The sequence below is a fragment of the Bradyrhizobium australiense genome (assembly GCF_013114825.1).
In the GTDB taxonomy this organism is placed as follows: Bacteria; Pseudomonadota; Alphaproteobacteria; order Rhizobiales; family Xanthobacteraceae; genus Bradyrhizobium; species Bradyrhizobium australiense.
The window spans coordinates 630,786-657,388 of sequence record NZ_JAAVLX010000007.1 but is presented as its reverse complement, the minus strand read 5'-3'; the positions used below and the strand labels follow the sequence as shown (position 1 = coordinate 657,388).

The following is a 26,603-nucleotide window of genomic DNA, read 5'->3' as shown; positions in this document are numbered from 1 at the left end:
GGGAGGGCAACATCCGCATCGGGGACAACGCACGCCGCAGCGAGGCGTGCGCGCGCGACACGAAGGGAAGCGGCAATGAACGCAAAGCAACACGTCAAGGAGCTGGTGAAGGATGCGTTTCCCTCGATATGGCTGCACTGGCATTTCATGAAGCGGCCCAAATCGGCGGAGCGGGAACTATCTTATCTCGACAAGGTCATTCCCGATGACGCGGTGACGGTCGACGTCGGCGCAAACTGCGGCCTCTACACGCGGCGGCTGGCGCGCCTTTCCCGGCAGGTTCATGCCTTCGAGCCGTCGCAGCAGATGGCCAGACTGTTGCGCCGAACTTCGGCGCGCAATGTGAGTGTCCACGAGGTCGCACTGTCGGATCATGACGGCGACGCCGAGCTGTTCATTCCGCAAGGCGATGATGGATTAGTATATGGCCTTGCCTCGCTGGAGGCGCGAAACGATTCATCGGCGAGACTCGTTTCCGCCCATGTGCCGATCGCGCGGCTCGACGCGGTCATCGACCAGGACGTGGCGTTCGTGAAGATCGATGTCGAAGGCCACGAGCTGAACGTGCTGAACGGCGCCGTCGAGCTTCTGGAGCGCTGCCAGCCGATATTCCTGGTAGAGGCGGAGGATCGTCACCGCGCCGAGGCGACGCGCCTGGTGTTCGAATTCTTCCGGAATAAATCCTATCGGGGGTTCTTCCTGAAGGACAACGACGTGATCGGAGTGGAACAGTTCGATTCCCGCAGGCTTCAGGACGCCGATGCGCTGCGGCCGGACGGCGGCCGCAAGGACGGACAGTTCTACGTCAACAACTTCTTTTTCTTTCCCCGTCATCTCGACGGTGAATCGATATTGAGCAGCTAGCTCGTCGTTTCACCGCCAATCGCGCCGGCGCGGCCTTCGCGCGGCTTTCAGACAGGAACCGTAATGCATATTACAATGATTGGCGCCGGCTATGTCGGGCTGGTGTCAGGGGCGTGCTTTTCCGATTTTGGGCATCAGGTCGTCTGTATGGACAGCAATGCGGAGAAAGTTGCGAGCCTCAACAAGGGAGAGATGCCGATTCACGAGCCCGGACTGGCCGAATTGGTGGCGCGAAATGTTGGCCAGGGCCGTCTTTCCTTTGCGAGTGACCTGAAATCAGCGGTCGGCGAAGCGGAAGTGGTGTTCATCGCGGTAGGCACGCCATCGCGCCGCGGCGATGGCCATGCCGATCTCTCCTATGTCTATGCGGCGGCGCGCGAGATCGCGGGCGTGCTGCCCGAGCAGGCGGTGGTGGTCACCAAATCGACGGTTCCGGTCGGGACCGGCGACGAGGTCGAGCGCATCATCCGCGAAGAGAATCCCGACGCCAAAGTTGCCGTCGTCTCCAATCCCGAATTCCTGCGCGAAGGGGCGGCGATCCGCGACTTCAAGCATCCCGACCGGATCGTCATCGGAACGGACGACGCGCGCGCCCGCAGCGTCATGGCCGAGGTGTACCGGCCGCTTCACCTCAACGCATCGCCGATCCTCTATACCGACCGCCGCACCGCCGAACTGACGAAATATGCCGCCAACTCCTTTCTCGCCACCAAGATCGCCTTCATTAACGAGATCGCGGATCTTGCAGAAAAGGTCGGTGCCAATGTGCAGGAAGTCGCGCGCGGAATCGGACTCGACAACCGGATCGGCCAGAAATTCCTGCACGCCGGGCCGGGCTTCGGCGGCTCCTGCTTTCCAAAGGACGCGATGGCCCTGATCAAGACGGGCCAGGATTATGAAGCGCCGGTGCGGATCGTGGAAACGGTGGTCGCCGTCAACGACCAGCGCAAGCGGGCGATGGCGCGCAAGGTGGCGAACGCGTTCGGCGGCAATATCAGGGGCAAATCCATTGCGGTGCTTGGCGTGACGTTCAAGCCCGACACCGACGATATGCGCGACGCGCCGTCGATTCCGCTGATCACGGCGCTGCAGGACATGGGAGCCGAGGTCCGCGTCTTCGATCCCGTCGGCATGGAGCAGGCGAAAAAAGTGTTCGAAAACGTCACCTTCTGCGACAACGCCTACCGATGCGCCAAGGGATGCCACGCGCTCGTCATCGTCACGGAATGGGAGCAGTTCCGGGCACTCGATCTCAAGGAATTGTCCACCATCATGGCCTGCCCCGTCATCGTCGATCTGCGCAACGTCTACTCTTCGGAGGAGGTGGAGCGGAACGGCTTTCTGTACTGCGGCGTGGGGCGGCCGAAATCGGTGGCGTACTGACAAGTATGAGCCTTCATAACATCGGCTGGAGGATGCACGCATGATGCCGGATCAATCAATTCTGGTAACGGGAGCCGCGGGCTTCATCGGATTTCACGTGGCGCAGCGGTTGCTGCAGTTGGGCCATCACGTGGTCGGGCTCGACAACCTCAATTCATATTACGATCCGCAACTGAAGGCGGCCCGGCTCGCCATCTTGCGCAACGATCCGCGTTTTCAGTTTGAAGAACTGAACGTGGCGGATCGCGTCGCGATACCGGCGCTGTTTGAGCGCCATCGGTTTCCCGTCGTCATCCATCTGGCCGCGCAAGCAGGCGTGCGGTACTCGCTTCAGGATCCGCACGCCTATGTCGATGCCAATCTGGTCGGCTTCACCAATGTTCTGGAGGGATGCCGGCACAATGGCTGTCGTCATTTGTTGTTCGCATCCTCGTCGTCTGTCTACGGGGCCAACAGGAAGTTGCCGTTCTCGGTACATGACAATGTCGATCATCCGATCAGTCTCTATGCCGCGAGCAAGAAGGCCAACGAATTGATGGCTCATTCCTACAGCCATCTTTACGGTATCCCCTGCACGGGTTTGCGGTTCTTCACGGTGTACGGCCCGTGGTATCGGCCCGACATGGCGCTGTTCGTATTTGCGGACGCGATTGTCCGCGGCAATCCGGTCAAGTTGTTCAACGCCGGGCGGATGCTTCGCGACTTCACCTATATCGACGACGTGACCGAAGCGCTGGTTCGCCTGATCGATCGTGCGCCGCAAGGTGGGCAGCATGGGTTGGGCGGCGCTCCGGACCCGGGATCGAGCGTCGCTCCCTGGCGGATCTACAATGTCGGCAACAACAAGCCGCAGGAGCTGCTGCTGGTGCTTGATATCCTTGAGCGTGAGCTGGGGCGCAAGGCCAACAAGGAACTGTTGCCGATGCAGCCGGGCGACGTGCCGACCACCTATGCCGACGTCGATGACCTCGTGCGCGATGTGGGCTTTCGCCCGGCAACCCCGATCGAGGATGGCATTCAAAGGTTCGCAGCCTGGTATCGCAGCTATTGCGCGGCTTAGTCGCGCGCTGTTCTCGGCTCCGGCCGCGCTGGCGCGCTTGCGCGAAAGTCTCGTGGCGTGGCGCCGAACCTGTCCTTGAACGTTCGCGTGGCATGGGCGGCGTCGGCGAAGCCGCACTGGTGCGCGACGCTGGCGATCGAAACGTTTGCCAGCGAAGGCTGCCGCAGCAGGTCTTTGAACAGCTCGACACGCAGATGCAGGACATGACGCTCGAACGTGGTGTTGCGATCGGCGAAGATGCGATGAAACGTCCGCTCCGAAATGCCGAATTCGGCGGCGAGCGACGGCACCGGCCGGACAGCGGCGATATTGGCTCTCAGATAAGTGTCGATCAGGCGGAACAGGTCGGGCCGGGACAGTTCATGGCTGGCGCCTGCGGCGAGACGCAGCAGGGCCGACAAATAGGCGACGATGTCGGGCTCATCTTGTTGCCCTGGCGCATCGGACGCGGAAATCGTGTTGCGAACCTTCGCGGCAATCGAACGCGCAACCGTCCCGGACAGCGGCACAGGCTTTGCGCACAATCGCTCTGCGCCAGGAACGGACCGCAACAGCGACGCGGCGGGGACGGTCGCGATCAGCAGTTCCGCGCGCTGTTCGGGGCCAAACAGCCGATCCTCGAACGGACGCCGTGCATCATAGAGCACGCCATATCCGGGATCGATCGTGCCTTCGTTGCCGGCCTGCACCATCGCGCTGCGCCCGCGCTGCTGAAAATCGAACATGAATTCGTCCGAACCGGCCCGGCTCACCAGCCTGGCGTCGCGGGTGTAGCATTGCGGGCTGCTGTCGAAGCGAACGAGCTTCGCCCCGCCGATCTCGACAAATTCGAAATGACCGCTGACGGTTGCGGAGCCGAGCGGCTTGGTCTCGATATTGGCGAAAGACCGGCAGATCGCTTCTGTCCAATAGGCCCGGCGTTCGGTCGGACGGATCGGGTCGGTGGAGACGCTGATCGGCATCGCGCAAGCTGGGTTCCGGTGTGTGGCGCCGCAGCGTCGCTCATGACCGGTGGGTCTGGCAAGGGCAGACATGGCAGTCTCATTCAAGACGCCCGGGTCAGGCCCGCCTAGCCTAGATCTGAACCCCATCCATTCGGTCCGATATGACACGCACAAAACCTTCCGTCCTGGCGCATGCCGGTCATCCGCTCGATCCTCTCAGCGAGGCTGAGGTCGCGCTGGCGTCCGAAATATTGCAGAGCGTCAAGAAGCTCGGCCCCGATACGCGATTTACCCATGTGCAGCTCGAAGAGCCGGCCAAGTCCGACGTCCTCGGCTGGGAGCCGGGCGTTGAGCTGCCACGGCGGGCCGCCGCCACCCTGTTCGACTGCAAAACCGGCGCGACGCATGTCGCCACCGTGGACCTCGCATCGAAGTCGGTGACCGCGTGGCGGGAGTATTCGACCAAGGCCCATCCTTACGGCCAGCCGCCGATCACCATCGAGGAGGTGTTCAAGGTCGGCGATATCGTCAAGGCCGATGCGGACTGGCGGCGTGCGCTGAAGCGGCGCGGCCTTGATGATAAGCACATCGAGCTGGTTCAGGTCGACCCGTTCTCGGCCGGCTATTTCGACCGCGAGGTGGAGAAGGGCCGACGGCTCGTCAGCGCGGTGTCCTATTGGCGTCGGGATCTCAAGGACAATGGTTATGCGCACCCGATCGAAGGCGTGGTCGCGCTGGTCGACCTGATCGAGAACCGGATCGTCCATCTGGTCGACGAGCCTGACGTTATCCCGATTCCGAAGAAGTCACGCAACTACGACCGGGCATCGATCCCGCACACGCGCAAGGACTTAAAGCCGCTCGATGTCGTGCAGAAGGACGGCCCGAGCTTTACGGTCGAGGGCTGGAAGGTCGGTTGGCAGAACTGGTCGTTCCGCGTCGGCTGGACCGCGCGCGAGGGTCTCGTGCTGCACCAGATCTCATTTCGCGACGGTGCGCAGGAGCGGCCGATCATCTACCGCGCCAGCGTCACCGACATGATCGTGCCCTATGCCGATCCGACCGCCAACCATTTCTGGAAATGCGCCTTCGATGCCGGCGAGTATGGACTGGGCAAGCTTGCCAACGCGCTCGAACTTGGCTGCGATTGCCTCGGCCACATTCATTATTTCGACGTGCCGGTCGCCGACGATTACGGCCAGCCCAGCATCATGAAGAACGCGATCTGCCTGCATGAAGAGGATTACGGGATCCTCTGGAAGCATTATGAATTCCGAAACGAGACGTTCGAGGTGCGCCGATCGCGCCGCCTCGTGATCTCGTTCTTCACGACCGTCGGAAACTACGACTACGGTTTCTTCTGGTACTTCTACCAGGGCGGCACGATCCAGCTCGAAGTCAAGCTGACCGGGATCATCCAGACCGCCGCGATTGCTGCGGGCAAGGAATACCCGTGGGGCGGCATGGTCGCCGAAAATTTGGGTGGCCCGACCCATCAGCACTTCTTCAACGCGCGCCTGCACATGATGCTCGACGGCGAAGGCAACACGGTTACCGAACACGAGTTCCGCCCACGGCCGTGGGGAACGGACAATCCATACGGCAACGTGTTCGATGTTACGGCCCGAACGCTCTCGCGCGAGCGCGACGCGGCCCGTGAGGCCGACGGCCGGACCGGGCGCTACTGGAAGATCAGCAATCCCAACAGAAAGAATAGCGTCGGCGATCCGACAGCGTATAAGCTGATAGCGCACAGTGCGCCAGCGATGCTGGCGCAGGAGGGCTGCTACATGACCTCGCGCGGCGGATTTGCCACCAAGCATATCTGGGTGACGCGCTATGCGCCCGACGAGCGTTACGCGAGCGGCGAGTTTCCGAACCAGCATGCCGGTGGCGATGGCCTGCCGAAATATGTTGCCCAGAACCGCGGGATCGAAAACCAGGATATCGTGGTCTGGCACAGTTTTGGGGCGACGCATGTCTGCCGGCCCGAGGATTTTCCGGTGATGCCGGTCGAATATGTCGGCTTCACACTGAAGCCGAACGGCTTCTTTGCGGAGAACCCGGCGATGGATCTGCCGCCCGACCGCAACGTGGCCAGCCGCGATAACCGCGACAAGGACACGTGCTGCGGCTGACGATCCGCGCGTTCGCTTTTTCTTTCATTAAGCAAGGAGACTGACCATGAATCGCAGGAAGCTCCTCAAGGCCGCCGGCGCCGCTGTTGCCTCCACCGCCGTCGCCGCGCCCGCCATCGCCCAATCCACGCCCGCCTTGCGCTGGCGCCTCGCCACCTCATTTCCCAAGAGTCTCGATACCCTCTATGGCGCTTGCGAGATGTTCGCGAAAGCGGTTGCCGATCTTTCTGACCAGAAATTCCAGATCGGCGTGTTCGGCCCTGGCGAGATCGTGCCGGCGTTTCAGGTGTTCGATGCGGTGGCGAACAACACGGTCGAGATGGGAAATAGCGCCTCCTACTACTATATCGGCAAGGACCTGGCGTTCGCCTTCGGTACCGCCGTTCCGTTCGGCCTCAATACGCGCCAGATGAACGCCTGGCTCACCTATGGCGGCGGCCTCGAAATGCTCAACGAGCTCTACGGAACGTTCGGCATCCTGGGCTTCCCGTTCGGCAATACCACCGCGCAGATGGGCGGTTGGTTCCGAAAGGAGATCAAGACGCTCGACGATCTCAAGGGCCTCAAATTCCGCGTCGGCGGCGTGGCGGGGCAGGTGTTGAGCCGGCTCGGCGTCGTGCCACAGCAGATTCCGCCGGGCGATATCTATCCGGCGCTGGAAAAAGGCACGATCGACGCCGCCGAGTGGATCGGTCCGTATGACGACGAAAAGCTCGGCTTCCTCAAGGTCGCGCCGTATTATTACTACCCCGGCTGGTGGGAAGGATGCGCGAACGGCTTCCTCTACGTCAACAGCGCGAAATGGGCCGAGCTGCCCAAGGTCTATCAGAACATGGTGACGATTGCAGCGGGGCACGTTGCGGCCGACCTCACGGCCAAATATGACGCGCGCAACGCGTCCGCTATCAAGCGCCTGGTTGCGGCCGGGGCGCAATTGAGGCCGTTCTCCAACGACATCCTGGATGCGTCTTTCAAGGCGACGAACGAGCTCTTTGCCGAGGTCTCGGCCAAGAACCTGAAGTTCAAGGCATTGTACGAATCGACGATCGCGTTCCGCAACGAACAGTATCAGTGGCATCAGGTCTGCGAGGCTACCTACGACAACTACATGATCAGGCGGATCCGCGCCTGACGGCTCGGTAGCTTCGGGAGCTTGAATTGGACATCCGCACCGGCCGGCCGGTCACGCTGGCGTCAAAGGGCATGGTGACGTCGCCGCATTCGCTCGCCTCAGCGGCCGGCCTCGACGTGCTCCGCGCGGGCGGCTCCGCCATCGATGCCGCGATTGCGACGAGTGCCGTGCTCGCGGTCGTCTATCCGCACATGACAGGTCTCGGCGGCGACGCCTTCTGGCTCATTCACGACGGCGCCAGTGGCGAGATCCGCCACCTTAATGGCGGCGGCAAGGCGGCTGCCGCTGCCACGATTTCGTCGATCGAGCAGCGAGGATGGAAGGAAATCCCGCTGCAGGGAATTTTGCCGGCGACGCTCACGGTGCCCGGCGCGGTGGCGAGCTGGATCGAGGCGCACGATGTCCATGGGCGATTGCCCCTGCGGCGCGTTCTCGAGAGCGCCATCGGCTATGCCCGTGACGGCTTTCCTGTCACCGGCCGCCTCGCCAGCTTCATCGAGATGATGCGCGATGATCTGCTTGGGGATCGCGAAGCTGCTACGCTGTTCTTTCCGGAAGGGGCGGCAGCGCGGCCGGGAGCGAAGCTGACCAACGAAAACCTTGCCCGCACGCTGCAGTCGATTGCGGATAATGGATGGTCCAGCTTCTATCAAGGGAATATCGCTGCCGAAATGGCGCGCTTTTCGGAAGAAAACGGCGGCCTGTTTCGGCTCGGCGATTTCGACCGGCAAAAAGCCATCTGGGGCGCGCCGCTTGTCGGCCGCTACCGCGACGTCACCCTCTTCAATACGCCCCCGCCGACGCAGGGTTTTACCGTGCTCGAAATGCTCAACCTCGTCGAGCCGCACGAACTGCACCGGAAGGATTTCCTCGGGCCTGACCACGTCCATCTGCTGGTGCAGGCCAAGCAGATCGCCTATCACGACCGCGATCAGATGCTCGCCGATCCCTCGTTTGCCGACGTGCCGGTCGAGCGGCTGATATCGAAGGAATATGCGGACCTGCGCGGCCGGCTGATCGACGGGAGATCGGCATTGAAATGGGACATGGTGCCGTCCTATGGCACCCTGTCCGGCGACACGGTCTATGTCGCTGCCGTCGATCGCGACGGCAACTCGGCGTCGCTGATTCAAAGCCTGTATGGCGCATTCGGATCCTGCGTGGTTGCGGGAAACACTGGCGTCATCCTGCAAAATCGCGGCGCGTATTTCTCGCTGGATCGCAATCATCCCAACCGCCTCGAACCCGGCAAGATCCCGCTGCATACGCTGATCGCCTCGATGGCCAAGCGCGATGGCAAGCTCTGGAGCGTGCTCGGCTGCATGGGCGCGGACGGCCAGCCGCAAATCCAGCACCAGCTCTATGCGGCGATGATAGATTTCGGTCTCGACATCCAGGAAGCGATCGAGATGCCGCGATTCCTGTCCGGCCGCTTCGCGCTCGGCGAGGCGCGCGACACGCTACATATGGAGGGACGGTTTAGAGCAGATACCATCGACGCGCTCGCGCGGCGCGGCCATACCATTAACCGCTGGGGCGCCTGGAACGAAATGGCCGGCCATGCGCACGGCATCACGATCGACCGACGCAACGGCATGCTGAGCGGCGGTTCCGACCCGCGCAGCGACGGCGCGGCGATCGGTTACTAGAGCAACTCGCTGACCATTGGCGGGCGTTTTCGCCTTGCGCTATCCTTGCATCGGATTGGAGTGACGCCGATGCCCTTATGGACCTGCGAGCAATGTGGTGCCCAGTTTCCCGACAGCGATGCGCCGCCGGCGGCGTGCCTGATCTGCGAAGACGAGCGGCAATTTGTGAACTGGAAGGGTCAGACATGGATCACCCGCGAAGAGCTGGTGAATCGCCACAAGGTTGTCTGGCGCGATGATCTCGGCATTTCCGGAATAGGCGTCGAGCCGACTTATGCGATTGGACAACGCGCAGTGTTAGTGCCCGAGGCCGATGGCTGCGTGATGTGGGATTGCATCCCGCTGGTGACGCATGAGGCGGTGGAGCACGTCAGGTCACTTGGCGGCCTCAAGGCGATTGCTGTCTCGCATCCACACTTCTACGGCTCAGTTGCCGACTGGAGCGAGGCGTTCGGGGGCATACCGATCTATCTGCACGGCGACGACCGCGATTTTGTCACGCGGCCGCATCCCGCCATCGTGCCGTGGACCGGCGACGGCCATCGGCTCTCCGATGACATTGTTCTGGTGCGCGCCGGCGGGCATTTTCCAGGCGCCGCGATCATGCACTGGCGCGCCGGCGCGAACGGCCGGGGCGCGCTGCTTACCGGCGACGTTGCCATGGTGGCGGCCGATCGCCGTTCGCTCAGCTTCATGTACAGCTATCCGAACTACATTCCACAAAGCGCGACATCGGTGCGCCGGATTGCGCGCGCGGTCGAGCCGCTGGCGTTCGACCGCATCTTTGGCGCGTGGTGGGGCCGCAACATCAGCGAAAACGCAAAGGCGGCGTTCGAAATGTCTGTCCGGCGGTATATCGCAGCGATCTCCGATTGAAACGGCCGGTCAATCCATGACCGTGCCTGGTTTCGGCCGGCTAGCGGTTGCCGGCGCCAACCGCGGCTACGCCTCGCGGCATCGACGCCGCCTTGGGCGCCGGCTGCGGCACGATGGATCCGCTTTTGGGCTCACTGAGCCAGCCGGTGAGGCGCGACATCAGGCCTGCCTGTTCCACCGTGCGCGCCTCCTGCACGAACGGGTCGGTGTAGCATCGGGCGCCCGCAGCCTTCGCAATCCGCGCCACGGCATCGGTCATCGCCGGCGCGCCCGCGGTATAGACCACGTCGTCCGGCGTGAGCTTTGGCAGATGATCGGTCGGTCGGCCGCTGCGAACGGCGTGCGAGATATTTTGTGGCTCCGACACCATCGGAATCAGCGTGACGTTGGGAAACAGTGCCAGTCGGCACAGCGCCGCGTGCATGTAGAGCGAGCGGATGCTCCGTGCCGCCACCACGAAGACCATTTCGCGCTGCGGCTGCTCCATGATCGCGGCGACCGCAACCGACCACATCGGGGCAAAACCGGTGCCGCTCGCGACGAGAACGACGCGCCCGGCATGTCCTTGCCTGAAAAAGGCGCGGCCGTACGGTCCCAACAGCTTGACGCGGTGCCCGGCGCGAATGTCGCGGCCGAGTGCCGAGGATACCAGCCCGTCCGCGACCTTTCGGATATGAAAGTGCAGGATGTGATCGTGGGGACGGCCTTCCAGCGGATAGGTCGGGCTGTAGGGTCGTGCCGGGAATCCCTGAAACTGCAGCTTGCAGTACTGGCCGGGAAGGTAATCGAGCGGCTTCGGCAGCTCGATGTCGACGCCGACCACATCCGGTGCGAGCTGAACGGTCTGCGCAACTTCCGCCGACAGCGCCACCGGCTCGGGCGCCGCCTCGATCGCAATTTCGAGATCGGAGACGATTCGGGCCTGGCAGGCATGGATCATGTCGTCGCCGTGGCTATGGCCGCCGAATACCTGGCCGTTGACGAGCCGCACGCGGCAGGCGCCGCAAATCCCGGAGCGGCAATCGTGCGGAAGATCGACCCCGTTCATCAACGCCCAGTCGAGCAGAAGCTCGCCGCGATTGGCGAGATACGGCTCGTTGTTAACAGTGACTTTGCAAATACTTGACATTTATTCCACCTCGATACGAATAGGACGGACGTGCCGTGTATGTCTGATCTGGCTGTGGTCGAAAGCGGCGACCCGCATGAAGATGCCGGTTTTGATCGGCACGTCGAACTGGCTCGTGGTGTCGAGCCGGCGCTTCACCTCGAGCGCCCAGTGACCGGAAGCCCAGCGGGCTGCACATCTGATGTCGGCGCGGTCGCCTGAAAATTCGCCGCCCACGATGACGCCCGGGATCACGGTCCCCGTCGGGATGCGGGCGTCGACATCGGTCGAATAGGGCACCGAATCCTGCTCGGTCATGAACCAGCGCGCGCCGTCGCTTTCGCCATGGTTGGGATCGAGGTCGATATCCCCCATCGCGTCCGTCGTCGCGGCGACGACTTTGGGCAGGCGCAGCGGAGCGATCAGCCGGCTGCGGCGCGGACCGCCTGACGTGTCGGCCTCGACGTTGAAATTGTCGCGGTGGTTTGCCGTTCCCGGATCGGGCGCGAAGCCGCCTTTGTACGGCACGATGTTTGCCGCCTGCATCGGGGTCGGATCCAGCGGCGGACCGAAATGGGCGTCGTCCATCCATCCGGTCGCGCTGCTCGTGGCTTTCCACTGCCAGACATCGGCATAGCCGGATGCCGTGTAATGCAGCCCGCGGCCGCTCATGGTGGCGGGCGCGCCGGCGACCGGCTGCGGCCCGGGATGAAAGGTTCGGCCGCCGGCCAGCGTGACATCCGACGTGGTCAGCAGCACCGAAAACTTGTCTTCATTGTACTGATGCTCATCGCCAGCCTGAAAGCCGGAATGAAGCAGGTGCCACCCATCGGTCTCCTTGACGAGTGGGAGCTGCTTCAGCGAGCGCGTTGAATCCTCCCAGGTGAAGAGGAAATACGCATAGACGCCGTCATGCACCGCGCGGACCTCGATTCTGGCTTCGCCCTTGCCGTCGAAATTTCCGCCTTCTCCCGTCAATAGCGAGAACGGCCTGATGCCGCGCCAGGCTCGATCGGACGTGTCGCCGTCGAGCATCGGCGCGTCGGCGGGATTGATGCGGCGAATCTGAACACCATCCACCGCCAGCCGATCGGTCGCCACGAGGAGCGAAGCGCCGGTGATCGCAGCGGCGGCCGCCACGAGGAACGGATTGGCCTGCAGAGTCGGGTTTCGCGATCTCGAAGGCCCGGCATGGGATCGCGGCGCAGGATCCGGCTCATGCGTCCGATCGCGGCGCGCCTCTGTGCGCGGCTGCAGCGGATGCGATGAGACCGCGGGCGGCACGGTCGGGCCTTCGGGATCCGGCAAGCGCGCCGAGTGCTCGGCCAATAGCCCCAGGAGCTCGACGGCATCGAGCCGCGGCGGCGGCGCCGGCAGCGGACCGGGACGAAAGATGCGCAGCAATTGCGAGACGCCGCCGTTTTTGTATTGGGTCAGAACATGAAGGGCGACAAAGGCGAGGATCACCCAGCTCCCCACCCAATGCAGCATCGCCACGTCGTAACCGGAGTAGAAGCCGAAATAGAGGGCGCCGCCGCTGACCAGCAAACCGAACATCGTGACGAAGAAAACCCAATACATCAGGGCGATTACGGCGCTCAACCTGGCCTGTCCGCGGCCGAACAATCCGCGCAGCCGAACCTTGTCGAGCTGAACGCGGCGCCCGAGACCGGAACGGAGCATGTAGACGACGTAGCCGATCGCCACGGCGACCAGGACGATCGCGGCCTGCATATGGGCGATCCATACGCTGTCGCGCGGCAATACGGCATCGAACCAGTTAATCCAGGTCCGGTCGGGCGTTTCCGTCGCAATGCGCAAGCCCGTGACGAGCGCAACGGCGAATGCTGCGACGAACGTCCAGTGTAGAATGATGGTCCCATAGTCCGTCTTACGCTGCCTCACGCATACGCCCCGCTACTTCACTTCCCGAACAGCAACCGTTGGCGCCGATTCCCGCTAGCCGCCGATGTTGCTGCCGTACCAATGATGATCCCCAAAGCCGATGCTGAGGCCATCGTCCAAGATTGTTCTTTGCGGGCACTGGCCGGTGAAGAGCTCTTTTGTGCCCGCCGCGTCTGCCGCACCGGCAAACGCGCTTTTTGCTTTGATGTATCAGCCTCCAGCGTCCCCGGAACATCGGGAGCGCCGGAGGTCGCGCCGCGCGCCGCTATCCCCAGGTGTGATGTAAGTGATGTGCCAGTTCCGGCATGCCCGAATGGTCATGATCTGCGGTGGGTGTGACGACATCGTGAGCAGCAAGCACGGCCGGCGCATCATGGACGACAGGCGCTGCCGCCGCTTGTGCGGCGGCGTCCGCTTGCGGAACGACCGGGGTTGCGGTAGCGGCCGTGGGGGCCGGCGTTTCGGCTGCGGGTGCCGCCGCAACCGGCGTCCCCAGCACCTCGGCCACCGTCAAGCCATCCGGGTTGTAGGTGCCGCCGGTGACGGGGATGTTGTTGCCGCCGACATCGGCGGAGTTGGCGTGCATCTGGTCCGCAGCGGCGGCGACCAGCGCCGCATTGCCGCTCTGCAATCCCTTGATCATCGCGTCGACCTCCGCGCCGAGCGTGCTAGTCGCGCCGAGCAATTCATTGTCGAATCTCGCCTCGAAGATGCCGCCCTGGGCCGCGTCGAAGTCGGTGACGTTCTTCTCGAATGTCCTGAGATCGGTGATCAGCGTGCCGATGGCCTGGGTGTCGTGGCTGCCCACGAGGTTGATCGCCTGCTGCCCGAGCGAATTGGACTGGGCAATGAAATTGGCCCAGAACGCCGTCTGCGCCTCGTTATCAATGTATTTCGGTGTCGGATTTGCGGCATCCGGGAATGGCGAGAAGCCGCTGATGCCGCCTTGCGTCGCCATGTTCGCAAGGTTGGTGTCGCCCTGGACGATGTCGATGATGTCGAGGATGTTGTCGTTGCTGGCCCGTCCGGCATCGGGGCTGATGCCGGCTTCGTTGATGTAGGTGAGTTCGAGCTGGAGCTGGCGCACGATCGCGTCGGCATGGACTCCGGTGAGCCCACCGAACAAGTTCGGGTTGGTGGTCATCAACGCCTGCATGTCGGTGATAACGGCATTGATGTCATCGGTGATCTGCGCCTTGTTGCCCTCATTGACGCCGCCAAGGATCTGATTGGCCGCATCATTGAAGATCGCGCCGATCTCCGCGAGATTGGCGTGTGGCGCGGTGGCCGCCGTGGTCCCGTCGGGAAGGGCCCTGGGCACTTCCGCAAATCCGTTTGCGCCGTTCTGCGTCGCCAAATCGGTCAGGGTAGGGTCGGTCTTGACGTTATTGATAATGTCGAGATGGCTGGCGCGGAGCGCCTGTTCTGCGGCAGCCACGCTGCCGAACGTGCCGCCGCCGTTCACCGAGGCGTTGGCCGCCGAAATCGCGGTGTTGATGTCGGACAGGATCGCCTGAACATGTCCGAGTGTCGCGCCGGTAAACTGCCCGGCATTGACCTCGGCCAGCAGGCCGTTCTGCACTGTGGTGAGATCGCTCGTATAGCGACCGACGCTGCCAAGCCCCTGGCCGCCTTCTTCGACAACGTTTTGCCACAGCCCGCCAACCAGCGCCCGGGTCGCGTCATTGAAGGTGGCGCCGAGGTCGGAGAAGGTCGGAGCGGTCGTAGGTGATGGCGTCTCGGCGGGTGAAGGGATTTCCTCCGGCGGCGTCGTGGACGGCGGAGCCGGCACGACCGGCGGGCTGGGGGCCTCATCGATTGGCGGATCGAGATTGACGTGGTGCTGGTGATGTCCGCGGTGAGCGAAATGGGCCATTGTTCGTCCCCTGTTATTTAGCCGAATTTATTGACGTGTGGGCGCAGTCATTCGCCGGGGAGCAGGATGTGCGCACGATGAAGGATCAGCGAGGTTCGTGGCGTCATTCGGCCGATACCGCGACCATTGAGCGCAGAAGCAAGGTGATAGACGGACGAATCCGTGACGCGTGCGTTGCTGAAAAACGGCCAATAAGGCGCGCGTGAAAGAGCAATCCGCTGGCGTTTTTTCGGGCATTGCAGGAATTCGAAGGGCGGCAACTCTGCCGAGACGGATCTTATCCGGCGGCACGCGCGGAGATTGTCCGTTGAAAAAACTCTTTGCCACCGTTCTACCCACGAGCGAACTTGAACAATCGGCATTCGTCGCATTGTTGCCGAAAAATGGTCCGCATCGCCCGTCAAGGAGACCTGCAGGGAAACCCGATCAAGCGGGTCGAAGGGCAGTTCAATGAGTATCGCTCAGGGCCAGGCACAGGACCGAGCGCGGGCAGCGCCGACGCCCCGCGCAGTTTCGGGCTTGCTTTCGACGCTGGCCGCTGACGATCCGGTCACGAACGCGCTGCGCGCCAGCGCGCGCCGCATGATCGGCGTCGCCGTATTCAGCGGCGTCATCAACGTCCTGATGCTGTCGGGCTCACTCTATATGTTGCAGGTGTACGATCGGGTGATTCCGAGCCGCAACCTCGCGACCCTGTTCGGCCTATCCCTGATGGTGCTGTTCGCCTATCTGGTGCAGGGATATTTCGACGCGATGCGGGCGCGGATGCTGTGCCGGATCGCAACGCTGTTCGATGCCGGCCTGCAGGGCTCGATCCATTCGGCGCTCGCCACCTTGCCGCTGCGCGGCGTGAAACCGGTGCTGATGCAGCAGCCGTTGCGCGATCTCGACCAGGTGCGCACTTTCATGTCGGGCATGGGGCCGACGGCGTTCCTGGACATGCCCTGGATTCCGGTCTTTCTGATCGGGCTGTTTCTGTTTCACCCCGCCATCGGCTTCACGGCGCTGCTCGGTACTGCAGCGATCATCGCCATGACGTTGCTGACCGAACGGATATCGCGCGGCGCGTCCAAGACGGCGATGGACATGAATGCGCAACGGCAGGTGCTGGCGGACGCGACGCAGCGCAACGCGGAAATCGTCCGCGCGCTCGGCATGACGGATCGGTTGACGGCACGCTGGTCGCAGGCCAATGAGCGTTACCTGCAGGAAAACATCCGCGCCACCGACGTGTATGCCAATCTCGGCTCGGCGGCGAAGGTGCTGCGCTACATTCTGCAATCGGGAATGCTCGGTATCGGCGCCTATCTCGTCGTGGCTGACAAGGCGTCGGGCGGCGTCATGATCGCGTCGTCGATCCTGATGGGGCGCGCGCTCGCACCCGTCGAAATCGCGCTCGGCACCTGGAAGCAACTGGCCGCTGCCCGCCAGGGGCTCACGCGCCTGCGCGACATCTGCAAGGCGACCGCGCCGCCGCCGGCGCCGCCGGTCTTGCTACCGCGTCCCTGCCGCGAATTGTCGGTGCAGAACCTCGCGGTGGCCGCGCCCGGCTTCGACATGCCGATCGTATCTGGTGTGACGTTTTCGCTCAAGGCCGGCGCGGGGCTGGCGCTGCTCGGCGCAAGCGCGTCGGGCAAGACCTCGCTTTCCAAGGCGCTGGTTGGAATCTGGCCGGCGCATCGGGGCGCCGTGCGGCTTGACGGCGCCGCTCTCGATCAATGGCGCAACGAGGATCTCGGCCGGCACATCGGTTATCTGCCGCAGGATGTCGGCCTGTTCGACGGCACTGTGGCGGAGAACATTTGCCGTTTCGACGAGAACGCGAGCTCGGATGCCATCCTCAAGGCCGCCCAGATCGCCGGCGTCCATGACATCATCCTGCGCCTGCCGGAAGGTTATGCGACGCGAATAGGGGCGGGCGGCATCTCGCTCTCGGCAGGCCAGAAGCAGCGGGTTGGCCTGGCGCGGGCGGTATTCGGCGATCCGTTTCTAATCGTTCTCGACGAGCCAAACGCCAATTTGGATGCCGACGGTGAGAATGCCCTGACCCGCGCCATCGCCATCATGCGCCAGAACAAATCCATCGTCGTCGTCATCTCGCACCGCCCGAGCGCACTCTCCGCGCTTGATATGACGATGGTGCTCTATGAGGGCAAGGCGATCGCGTTCGGCCCGCGCGAAGAAGTCTTCGCGCGCGTCCGCAACGCTGGTGGCAAAGCGGCGCCGGGATCGCCGCCCCCACCGCAGGCAAAGGCAGATCAGCGCGCATCACTTGCCGAGAGTGTTTCATCATGAAGAATTTCGATCACTTGCGTGCCGATGAAAGAGTAGCGCGACGCCGGGTCGGTGGAACGGATGAAGGCGTCGTGGCGCCGCAGGGCCAAGCGCTGATCCTCGAATTGCAGCGATTGCGGCAGGCTTTCGAGCAGGACAATCTGCAAGACCAGCGGCCGCCGCTTCGTCGACCGGCGAATGACGAAGCACCTCCGGGCGCACGGCGTTCGCGTCCCGCCCGGCCGAAGCGGTCGAAAAAAAAGAGCAAGATGGGCAGGGTGCTGGATTGGCTCGGCCCCTTTGGATCACAGTCCGACGATGTTGACGGCGAGCCGCCGCCGCCGCGCCGTGGCCGCGTCGCGCGTGAGCCGCAGTTCACGCCGCCACCGGCGGGCAGCGCCCGCGGCCCGGCAGGCAATTCATGGCTGAATGAACGGCATGCGCGCGGTCCAATCCTCGCGCCCGATGATCCCTCGCTCATCAACATGCCGAGGTCGAGACCGGAGCTTTTGCAGATCGACGATACGCGAGAACCGCCTCGCATCGAGGCGCCCCAACTGGCGCCGCCGAGCCCGGCGGGGCCGGTGCCGCGCGAGCGTTCCGTGACGCGGGTCGTCCGCAATGGCCTGACCGCAGGCGTCGCATTCCTTGCCAATCGCGATGCCGCGGCGGATGTGGCGGGCGCGCCCGGCGAAAGTATCGTGCTGCGGGCGGCGCGCGCCTTCGAGCGCGAATTGCGGACGGGCTTGCGGGCGCTGCTCGTCGTCGGCGGGCTGGCCGGTAGCTGGATGGCGCTGGTGCCGCTGTCGGGCGCCGTCGTGGTGCCGGGTAATCTGGTGGTTCAGTCCAACGTCAAGACCATCCAGCATCCGACCGGCGGCGTGGTCGCGCAGATCCCGGTCCACAACGGCATGCGGGTCAATGCCGGCGATCTGTTGCTGCGGCTGGATTCGACGCAGGCGCAGGCCAGTCTGCAGGTGGTGAGCAAGCAGCTCGATGAAGTGCGGGCGAAGATCGCGCGGCTGGCCGCCGAGCGCGACGGTCTGCCCCGGCCTGCGATACCGGCCGAGATGTCGGCGCGGCTTGACGATCCCAGTGTCAAGACGCTGCTCGCTTCCGAGGCCTCGCTATTCAGGGCGCGAGTGACGGCGCGCGAGAGCCAGAAGGAGCTGTTGCAGAGCAAGGTGTCGCAGCTTGGCGACGAGATCGTTGGTCTCGACGCGCAGGTTGCGTCCAAGGCCAAGCAACTGGAACTGATCACCGGCGAACTCACCGGCGTCCAGGACCTCTTCGACAAGCGTCTGGTCCCGCTGGCGCGGCTCACGACCTTGCAGCGCGAGAGCGCGAGAATCGAAGGCGAACGCGGCCAGTTGCTCTCCACGATCGCAGAGACCAAAACCAAGGTCGACGAGGCGAAGCTTCAGATGGTCAGGCTCGACCAGGACGTACGGACGGAAGTCGTCAAGGAGCTCGGCGAGGCGCAGGGCAAGGAAGCCGAACTCAGCGAACGAAGCATCGCGGCACGCGACGTGCTCGAGCGCATCGAGATGCGCGCGCCGACGTCGGGCGTGATTCATCAGCTCACCGTGCACACCATCGGCGGTGTCATTCGCGGGGGCGACACCGTCATGGAAGTGGTCCCCGATTCCGATGATCTGCAGATCGAGGCGCGGTTGCAGCCGAACGATATCGATCAGGTACGCAAGGGCCAGCAGGCCTTTGTTCGCTTCTCGGCCTTCAACCAGCGGGTGACGCCGCAATTGATCGGTCAGGTGTCGTATGTCTCGCCCGATACCACCCGCGACCAGCAGACCGGCACGTCCTATTTCACGGTCCGGATCATGCTGCCGGAAGAAGAACGCCGCCGGCTCGCCGGGCTGCAGCTCAGCTCGGGCATGCCCGCGGAAGTGTTCATGCAGACCGGCAGCCGGACCATGCTCAGCTATTTGTTCAAGCCGATTCTGGATCAGTTCCAGCGCGCCTTCGTCGAGCGGTGAGGGCGTTCCGGGCGCCCCGGCCGGCCTTGCCACCTCAGATGGTCACGCTATATCAGGGCTTTCCCTCCCGGTTTGTCTTGTGAGCCCCCTATGACCACGACCACCGCCCCCGAATCCCAGCCGTTCCAGGCCGAGGTTGCCGAACTTCTGAACCTGATGGTGCACTCGGTCTACTCCGAGACCGATATTTTTCTGCGCGAATTGATTTCGAACGCCTCTGATGCTTGCGACAAGCTGCGCTATGAGGCGATATCAGCGCCCGAGCTGATCGCCGACGGTGCGCCGCCCAAGATCTGGATCGCGCCGAACAAGAAGGCCAATACGCTCAGCGTCGTCGACAGCGGCATCGGCATGGACCGGCAGGAACTGATCGACAATCTCGGCACCATCGCGCGCTCCGGCACAAAATCGTTTCTCTCGCGCCTCACCGAGGCCAAGGACGGCGCCAATCTGATCGGCCAGTTCGGCGTCGGCTTTTATGCAGCGTTCATGGTCGCCGAGCGCATCGTCGTCACCAGTCGCCGCGCCGGTTCCGATCAGGTCTTCGTCTGGTCGGCTTCCGGCGGCAGCGGATTTGAAATCGCCCAAGCCAGCGACGAGGATGCCAAGCGCGTCACGCGCGGCACCGAGATCGTCCTGCACCTGAAGAAAGACGCATCAAAATATCTCGAGACGTACGAGATCGAACGTATCGTCCGCGCCTGGTCCGACAACATCCAGTTTCCGATCGAACTGGTGCAGGAGGAGGGCGAGCCGCGCCAGATCAATTCGGCCAGCGCGCTGTGGCAGCGGCCGAAATCGGAGCTCAAGCCCGAGGACTACAAGCAGGCCTATCGGCAGGTCGCAGGCGCCTTCGACGAGCCGGCGATGACGCTGCATTATCGCGCCGAGGGCCGGCAGTCTTACGCGGTGCTGCTGTTTGCGCCATCGACAAAGCCGTTCGACCTGTTCGATCAGGCGCGTAAGGGCAAGGTGAAGCTTTATGTACGCCGCGTCTTCATCGCCGACGACGCTGATCTGTTGCCGGCCTATTTGCGCTTCGTCCGCGGCGTGATCGACAGCGAGGACCTGCCGCTCAACATCTCGCGCGAGATGCTGCAGAACAATCCGCAGCTCGCGCAAATCCGTAAAGCGGTAACCGGCCGCGTGATATCGGAGCTGGAAAGCCTCGGCGAAAAGGAGCCGGAAGCGTTCGCAAAAATCTGGGACGCGTTCGGCCCTGTGATCAAGGAAGGTATCTGGGAGGACTTTGAGCGCCGCGAAAAGCTGCTCGCATTGTCGCGCTTCACGACGACGAAGGGCGAGAAGCGTTCGCTCAAGCAATATGTCGAGGACCTCAGGCCGAACCAAACCGACGTCTATTATCTTACCGGCGAGAGCGTCGAACGGCTGAAGTCGAATCCGAAGCTCGAATCCGCAACCGCCCGCGGCATCGAGGTGCTGCTGCTGACCGATCCGGTCGACGCATTCTGGACCTCCGCATCGCTCGATTTCGGCGGCAAGCCGCTGAAGTCGTTGAGCCAGGGCGATATCGATTTCGGGCTGATCCCGCTCCTGGACGAAAAGGCCGAGGACAAGAAGGACGAAGCCGGCGCGGATGAAGCCACGACGATCGCGCTGATCAAGGACGCGCTCGGAGAGCGCGTCTCCGACGTGCGCGCCTCGCAGCGGCTGACCTCGAGCGCGTCGTGCCTCGTCGCTGGCGGCGGCGCGCAGGACCGCATGCTCGAGCGGCTGCTCGCGATGCAGAACAAGGGCCCGACCACCAAGCCGATCCTCGAGGTCAACATGCGCCATCCGCTGGTCGTGGCCATTGCCGGCGACAAGGACGCGGCCAGGGACCTGTCGTTCCTGCTATTGGAGCAGGCGCAGATCCTCGATGGTGAATTGCCGGAAGATCCGGCGGCGTTTGCCAGCCGGCTGAACCAGTTGGTGCTGCGGGGGATCGCGAAGGTGTAGGACATTCGGTCGCCTGCGTGAACCGGATAGCAAGACCGGCCGTATCTGCTAGAGAGGTGAATCGGGATACCGCCATGACGACGTCTGACGGCACCGACATTTTCTACGGCTCGATCCCGGTCTTTCGCGGCTTCGGCAGCCTGATGGACCCGGCGCTGTATACGCCATTGCCGGACGACTGGACCATCGGTGTCGCCGACATCGTCGAGTCGACCAAGGCGATCGCCAATCAGCGCTATAAGGCGGTCAACATGGCCGGCGCCGCCGTGATCGCGGCCGTGACCAATGCGCTGGGCGGGCGCGAATTTCCGTTCGTGTTCGGCGGCGATGGTGCGAGCTTTGCGGTGGCGCCGGCCGATCTTTCGCACGCGCGCGAGGCGCTGGCGGCGACCGCGGCTTGGGTCAGGGCTGATCTCGATCTGACGATGCGGGTGGCGCTGGTGTCGGTAAGGGAGATCCGCGCGCACGGCCTCGATATCAGAGTTGCCCGGTTCGGGCCGTCGTCCAATCTGTCCTATGCGATGTTTTCCGGCGGCGGGCTGGGATGGGCGGATGCCGCGATGAAGCGGGGCGAATTCGCGGTCCCGCCGGCGGAACCGGGAACGCAGCCCGATTTGTCGGGGCTGTCGTGCCGGTTCGAGGAAATTCCTTCTTCCCGCGGGCTCATCCTGTCGGTGCTGGTGGTGCCGGCCAAGGGCGCCGATCCGCACGCCTTCCGCAAGGTGATCGAGGACGTCATCAAGCTGGTCGAGCAGAGCCCGGATGCGGGCCGGCCGGTGCCGCCGGATGGACCGCCACTGCGCTGGCCGCCGGCCGGCGTCGAATATGAGGCGCGCGCCGCACGCGGCGGGCCGCTGCTGAAGCGGCGCACCGTCGTGCTCGCCGTCACGCTCTGGGCCTATGTGGTGATGCGGTTCGGCATCAAGGTCGGCAATTTCGTGCCGAAGAACTACGTGCAGCAGGTGGTGGAGAATTCCGACTTCCGCAAGTATGACGACGGCCTGCGGATGATCCTCGATTGCACGGTCGAGCTCGAACGCGCGCTGACGGAGCTTCTCGCACAGGCCGCTTCCAGCAAGATCGTGCGCTACGGCCTGCACCGGCAGGACGCCGCGATGATGACCTGCTTCGCGCCCTCGGTGATGCGCAGCGATCACGTCCACTTTATCGACGGCGCCCGCGGCGGTTACGCGTCGGCGGCCTCAGCGCTGAAGGCGATGGCGGCGTGAAGCGCGGCGCGAGAATTTGCGGATACATCTGCCGATTGAATATGCGGGGACACCCCCACCCCAGCCCTCCCCCGCAAGCGGGAGAGGGAGCTCCAGTGCGCTGCGTGGATAGAGGCTGCTGCCGCAAACGAGCTGAATTCCCTCTCCCGCTTGCGGGGAGGGCTAGGGTGGGCTCGCGCCGCCGCATCGGCAGCATCAAGGAGTAGCTCGAACCCGCTTACCGCCCCACGCGTGTCCAGGTTTCGCCGCCGCAGAGCGCGCCGACGCAGCCTTCGACCTTTAGCGTGTCCGGACCCGTCACCGAGACGCTGCTGGCGTAAGTGCCGCCGTCATCGGCGTTGTAGATCTGGCCCGACCATTTGTTGGGACCGCTGGGGGTCATGCCGCTGAACAGCGGCAGTCCGATCATCGGCCGCCGCTTCAGGGCCGGGTTCGGATTCTTGTCATCGACCTGGGGCTTGCCGGTAGCGGGATCGACCGGCTCCTTCAGTCCGACGATCACGCCGCAGAGACCGCCGCCGCATTTGCTGACCTTCACCCTGGCATCGCCCGCCTGGGTCAGCCAGACGCCGGCCGGCTCGCCTGTGCCTTGCGCAGAAGCGGATGGCGAGGCCAGCAATGCCGCCGAGATCGCGATGAAGAGAGCCGTTCTGCAAGCCATGAATCATTCCTTCGAAAAAGCAGGCCTGCATAGCAACAAATCAGATTTGTGCAACGTCGGATCGAGTGCAACTTTCCGTTGTCATTTGCTCCAGCGGGTCAATCGAATTGACAGCGCCGTGCCGAGGCCGTAAACGGCCATCGCCGCGCCCACCAGCGCAAACAAGGTCCATGCCGGTGATCCCGTGGAGGCCAGCCACCAGCCGCCGCCTCCGACCATCAGCAATCTTGCGGTGCCGGCCATCACGGGACCGCCGACCTTTGCGGCACCCTGCGAAGAGAAATAGAGGCACACGCCAATGCCGAAGAAGACGAACGCCGGGCCTGCCCAGGTGAAATAGGCGTGAGCCGCGGCGGTGACGCCGGGATCGCTGGTGAACATCGAAATCCAGAGCGACGGTTTTGCCGCGACGATCAATCCAATGGCGCCCACGGTGATACCGGCTGCAGCGCCGGCGATCCAGGCCACCTGGCGCGCGCGCGTCACAAGGCCCGCGCCCATGGCCATGCCGACCATCGGTACCGAGGCGACGCCGAAGGCGAATGCGATCGGCGTGAGCAAGAACTCCAGCCGCGAGCCCATGCCGTAACCGGCCAACGTCTCGGCACCGTAGCCGGCCAGGATTTTGGTGAAGATCAGCACCGTCAGCACGGTTTGCAGCGGCGCCAGGCAGGACACCGCGCCGACCTTGAGAATGTCAAAGAACATGTCGCGCTGGAATTTGAAGCCCGCGAAGTTCAGCGTCAGCCGACTGCGGCCGCTGACGAGATACCAGGCGAGAAACATCGCGCCCAGCGTGAAAGCGGTGAACTGGCCCGCGGCGACGCCGCCCATGCCGAATTTCGGCAGGCCGAACAGCCCGAGGCCCAGCGCGCCGCCGACCGCAATCTGCACCAGCGCGGTGCCGATCAATGTCACCGATGGAATCCGCATGTCGCCGGTGCCGCGCACGACCGAAGCCAGCGTATTGACCAGCCAGATCGCGATCGCGCCGGCGAACAGCACGTGCGAGTACTGCATCGCCTCTTGGAGCACGCCGCCGCGTCCGCCGAGCAGCGAGTAAAAATCGCGGCCGAAGGCCAGCATCATTACCGTGAAAAATAGCCCGGCGCAGGCGCCGATCATCGCCGCGTGCAGCGCCAATGTCGCCGCACGGTCGCGGTCACCAGCGCCCAACGCACGGCTGACGGCTGACGAAACGCCGCCGCCCATCGCGCCGGCCGACATCATCTGCGTCAGCATGACGAAAGGAAACACCAGCGCTATCCCTGCGAGCGGCTCGGTGCCGAGCCGGCCGATATAGGAGGTCTCGGCGACCGCAACCAGCGTCGTGCCGACCATGGCAATCGCATTGGGAAGCGCTAGCTTCAACAGCGTCGGCAGAATCGGCGAGGTGAGGAGCGCGATGGTCGGAGCTGATGGTAGCGCGGTGGGACGCATGTCGAGCCGGGCATCAATGGTCATGCGTCACCGGTGATCCAAATCGAATAGATTACGCACGACATATTATCCGGCCGGCCCTGTGCACGCTACCCGCGCTAGTGCAGGGGTCACCACGGCAAGCCGCATAGGTCAATTATTCCATCGCGCGGCTTGCGCGTGAAATCGAACACGTATGGCGCCATGGCCTCGAAGCGAATTCTTCCCTCCGGCTGCTCGGCATAGACCTCGCCGTTGAACGCATGCCAGTCGCGCGCCTGATAGAACGTTTCGTTGTGCGGCTCGCAGAACAACATCGCAAACCGCACCGCTTCGTGGTCGCGCAGAGTCCTGATCGCAGCATTGAGCGCCAGTGTGGCATATCCGCGTCCCCGGCAATCCTCGCGGGTCGAGACGCCGCCAATGCCGCCGATCTGAACCTTGCGCCCGTCCCAAATGGCGGTGCGGAAATAGATGCCGACATGGCAGGCAAGACCCGGCCTCTCTGCATCCTCCGGTGCGTCAATCAGCACGCGCAGATCCGCATGGGCCCATTTGACGTGCCCCCAGGACAATTTTTCCACGACATGGCGCGGCCAGACCGCCTGCATCAGCGGTTCGGCCCGCGGCCATGAGGAATCCCCGTTCAGGACGTCGATCTCGATGCTCATTTGATTACCATGTCGCGCCAATGCTTGTGGTTGCCATACCCCATCATACGCTGGACGCGGAGCGGCATTACCGGGAGCCTTCCCGTTCTTGCCAAATTGCTGTGTTTATGCGCAATGGAACCTTCTATAAGAGTTCCCGTTAGACCACGTCTCCCATCAGTTCGGACATCACCCCATGACCTTCACGCTGCCCAATCTCCCCTATTCCCACGACGCCCTTGCGCCCCACATGTCCAAGGAAACGCTGGAATACCACCACGACAAGCATCACCAGGCTTACGTGACCAACGGAAACAACGCGATCAAGGGGACTGAATTCGAAGGCAAGTCCCTGGAGGAGATCGTCAAGGGTTCGTTCGGCAAGAATCCGGCCGTGTTTAACAATGCCGGCCAGCATTACAACCATCTGCATTTCTGGAACTGGATGAAGCCAAATGGCGGCGGCACCAAGCTGCCCGGCCGTCTGGAAAAGAAGATCACCGAAGACCTCGGCGGTCTCGAAAAGTTCAAGGCCGATTTCGCCGCCGCCGGCGTCGGCCAGTTCGGCTCCGGCTGGTGCTGGCTGTCGGTCAAGAACGGCAAGCTCGAAATCTCCAAGACCGCGAACGGCGAGAGCCCACTGGTTTACGGCGCGACGCCGATACTCGGCTGCGATGTCTGGGAGCACTCTTACTACATCGACTATCGCAACCGTCGTCCCGACTATCTGAAGGCGTTCTGCGATAACCTGATCAACTGGGACTACGTCGACGAGCTGTTCGGTAAGGCTGGAGCTTAAGCCCGGTCGTTCCGGGGCTCGCGTAGCGCGAACCCGGAATCTCGAGATTCCGGGTTCACTTCTCGCCCCTGAATGACAGCGAAATAGTTTCGAGGGCGGTAGCTGCGGCTGCCGCCCTTTCGTTCGCATGTGTGCCTTCCGATCCTTGCCGCCATCGCCTGCTTGCGGCACAAGCGGCTTGCCGGAGTGACTTCGCTGACTTGGAAAAATGCTGCGATGAGCTATTTGCTGGTCTTTTTCGGTGGCGGCCTCGGCGCGAGGCTGCGCCATCTTATCAATCTCACCTGCGCCCGCTGCCTTGGCATCGGCTTTCCCTGGGCACTTTCATCATCAACATCACGGGCTCGACCGTGAGGGGGCTGATCGCGGGTTATCTCGCCTTCAAGGGCGAGGCGTCGCAGCCCTGGCGGCTGTTTTTGATGACCGGCGTGCTCGGCGGCTACACGACGTTCTCGGCCTACTCGCTCGATGCGGCGCTGCTCTACGAGCGCGGCGAGCTCGGGCTGGCGGCGCTTTACGTGGCTGGCTCCGTCATGCTCTCGATCGCCGGGCTGTTCGGCGGTCTCGCGCTGGTGCGGCAGTTCACCTGAACCAAGCGCCCGAACACGGGCCGCCTGATGCCCTCGCATGGGCCTCCTTGAGATGTGCATGGGGTGTCGCCCAGCTTCCGTTTGCTTCGC

General features: G+C 63.4%; 20 protein-coding genes and 1 pseudogene. 13 read left to right on the top strand and 8 right to left on the bottom strand.

The features are described from left to right. Positions 1-75: 75 nt before the first annotated feature. From HCN58_RS23715 to HCN58_RS23705, 3 genes are all read left to right on the top strand, one after another. The gene (locus tag HCN58_RS23715) at positions 76-864 is read left to right on the top strand and encodes an FkbM family methyltransferase (protein ID WP_171581775.1); all 789 of its coding nucleotides are present in this window, start codon (positions 76-78) and stop codon (positions 862-864) included. Between the two features lie 63 nt (positions 865-927). Then, positions 928-2,247, top strand: coding sequence for a UDP-glucose dehydrogenase family protein (locus tag HCN58_RS23710; protein WP_171581774.1), 1,320 nt, complete (start codon positions 928-930; stop codon positions 2,245-2,247). A 43-nt stretch (positions 2,248-2,290) separates the two neighbouring features. Further along, complete coding sequence (locus HCN58_RS23705) at positions 2,291-3,307, top strand: NAD-dependent epimerase (protein ID WP_171581773.1); 1,017 nt, start codon at positions 2,291-2,293, stop codon at positions 3,305-3,307. Here the strand turns inward: HCN58_RS23705 and HCN58_RS23700 are convergent. Next, positions 3,304-4,269 (bottom strand): helix-turn-helix domain-containing protein, encoded by a 966-nt coding sequence (locus HCN58_RS23700; protein WP_171581772.1) that lies wholly within the window; start codon positions 4,267-4,269, stop codon positions 3,304-3,306. The genes HCN58_RS23705 and HCN58_RS23700 overlap by 4 nt on opposite strands. Before the next feature lie 143 nt (positions 4,270-4,412). Here HCN58_RS23700 and HCN58_RS23695 point away from each other — a divergent pair, with 143 nt between their 5' ends. From HCN58_RS23695 to HCN58_RS23680, 4 genes are all read left to right on the top strand, one after another. Further along, the gene (locus HCN58_RS23695; protein WP_171581771.1) at positions 4,413-6,389 is read left to right on the top strand and encodes a primary-amine oxidase; all 1,977 of its coding nucleotides are present in this window, start codon (positions 4,413-4,415) and stop codon (positions 6,387-6,389) included. A 46-nt stretch (positions 6,390-6,435) separates the two neighbouring features. Next, positions 6,436-7,521: a TRAP transporter substrate-binding protein gene (locus tag HCN58_RS23690; protein ID WP_171581770.1), complete on the top strand. Its 1,086-nt coding sequence runs from the start codon at positions 6,436-6,438 to the stop codon at positions 7,519-7,521. 26 nt (positions 7,522-7,547) lie between these two features. Continuing rightward, on the top strand, positions 7,548-9,170 hold the full coding sequence (ggt, locus tag HCN58_RS23685) for a gamma-glutamyltransferase (protein ID WP_171581769.1): 1,623 nt from the start codon (positions 7,548-7,550) through the stop codon (positions 9,168-9,170). A 69-nt stretch (positions 9,171-9,239) separates the two neighbouring features. Further along, positions 9,240-10,046, top strand: a complete 807-nt coding sequence (locus HCN58_RS23680; RefSeq protein WP_171581768.1) for an MBL fold metallo-hydrolase — start codon at positions 9,240-9,242, stop codon at positions 10,044-10,046. Between the two features lie 40 nt (positions 10,047-10,086). Here the strand turns inward: HCN58_RS23680 and HCN58_RS23675 are convergent, their stop codons facing one another. From HCN58_RS23675 to HCN58_RS23660, 4 genes are all read right to left on the bottom strand, one after another. Further along, the gene (locus HCN58_RS23675; RefSeq protein ID WP_171581767.1) at positions 10,087-11,175 is read right to left on the bottom strand and encodes a 2Fe-2S iron-sulfur cluster-binding protein; all 1,089 of its coding nucleotides are present in this window, start codon (positions 11,173-11,175) and stop codon (positions 10,087-10,089) included. Beyond that, a complete protein-coding gene (locus HCN58_RS37170; protein WP_171581766.1) occupies positions 11,176-13,059 on the bottom strand; it encodes an ethylbenzene dehydrogenase-related protein in 1,884 nt (627 codons plus the stop codon). Positions 13,060-13,324: 265 nt separating this feature from the next. Beyond that, positions 13,325-14,935: a hypothetical protein gene (locus tag HCN58_RS23665; protein ID WP_171581765.1), complete on the bottom strand. Its 1,611-nt coding sequence runs from the start codon at positions 14,933-14,935 to the stop codon at positions 13,325-13,327. Between the two features lie 47 nt (positions 14,936-14,982). After that, positions 14,983-15,339 carry a hypothetical protein gene (locus tag HCN58_RS23660; protein WP_171581764.1) on the bottom strand — a complete coding sequence of 119 codons (357 nt, stop codon included), beginning with the start codon at positions 15,337-15,339 and terminating at the stop codon, positions 14,983-14,985. Positions 15,340-15,517: 178 nt separating this feature from the next. Here HCN58_RS23660 and HCN58_RS23655 point away from each other — a divergent pair, with 178 nt between their 5' ends. From HCN58_RS23655 to HCN58_RS23640, 4 genes are all read left to right on the top strand, one after another. Then, positions 15,518-17,230: a type I secretion system permease/ATPase gene (locus HCN58_RS23655; RefSeq protein WP_171581860.1), complete on the top strand. Its 1,713-nt coding sequence runs from the start codon at positions 15,518-15,520 to the stop codon at positions 17,228-17,230. Further along, positions 17,227-19,206 carry an HlyD family type I secretion periplasmic adaptor subunit gene (locus HCN58_RS23650; protein ID WP_171581763.1) on the top strand — a complete coding sequence of 660 codons (1,980 nt, stop codon included), beginning with the start codon at positions 17,227-17,229 and terminating at the stop codon, positions 19,204-19,206. Before HCN58_RS23655 ends, HCN58_RS23650 begins: the two co-directional genes overlap by 4 nt. A 90-nt stretch (positions 19,207-19,296) precedes the next feature. Continuing rightward, entirely contained in the window at positions 19,297-21,165 is a 1,869-nt protein-coding gene (htpG, locus tag HCN58_RS23645) for a molecular chaperone HtpG (RefSeq protein WP_171581762.1), read from the top strand. A gap of 74 nt (positions 21,166-21,239) precedes the next feature. Next, the gene (locus tag HCN58_RS23640) at positions 21,240-22,394 is read left to right on the top strand and encodes a DUF3095 domain-containing protein (RefSeq protein WP_171581761.1); all 1,155 of its coding nucleotides are present in this window, start codon (positions 21,240-21,242) and stop codon (positions 22,392-22,394) included. 217 nt (positions 22,395-22,611) lie between these two features. On the opposite strand, the gene HCN58_RS23635 is transcribed toward HCN58_RS23640, so the two are convergent. The 3 genes from HCN58_RS23635 to HCN58_RS23625 all read right to left on the bottom strand — a co-directional run bounded on the left by HCN58_RS23635 (position 22,612) and on the right by HCN58_RS23625 (position 25,145). After that, positions 22,612-23,055 carry a DUF2147 domain-containing protein gene (locus HCN58_RS23635; RefSeq protein WP_171581760.1) on the bottom strand — a complete coding sequence of 148 codons (444 nt, stop codon included), beginning with the start codon at positions 23,053-23,055 and terminating at the stop codon, positions 22,612-22,614. Between the two features lie 81 nt (positions 23,056-23,136). Next, positions 23,137-24,519 (bottom strand): MATE family efflux transporter, encoded by a 1,383-nt coding sequence (locus HCN58_RS23630; protein WP_171581759.1) that lies wholly within the window; start codon positions 24,517-24,519, stop codon positions 23,137-23,139. A gap of 86 nt (positions 24,520-24,605) precedes the next feature. After that, the gene (locus tag HCN58_RS23625) at positions 24,606-25,145 is read right to left on the bottom strand and encodes a GNAT family N-acetyltransferase (protein ID WP_171581758.1); all 540 of its coding nucleotides are present in this window, start codon (positions 25,143-25,145) and stop codon (positions 24,606-24,608) included. Positions 25,146-25,320: 175 nt separating this feature from the next. Here HCN58_RS23625 and HCN58_RS23620 point away from each other — a divergent pair, with 175 nt between their 5' ends. Next, the gene (locus HCN58_RS23620; RefSeq protein WP_171581757.1) at positions 25,321-25,923 is read left to right on the top strand and encodes a superoxide dismutase; all 603 of its coding nucleotides are present in this window, start codon (positions 25,321-25,323) and stop codon (positions 25,921-25,923) included. A gap of 216 nt (positions 25,924-26,139) precedes the next feature. Further along, a pseudogene (gene crcB, locus HCN58_RS23615) lies at positions 26,140-26,513 on the top strand (fluoride efflux transporter CrcB). Positions 26,514-26,603 lie beyond the last annotated feature (90 nt).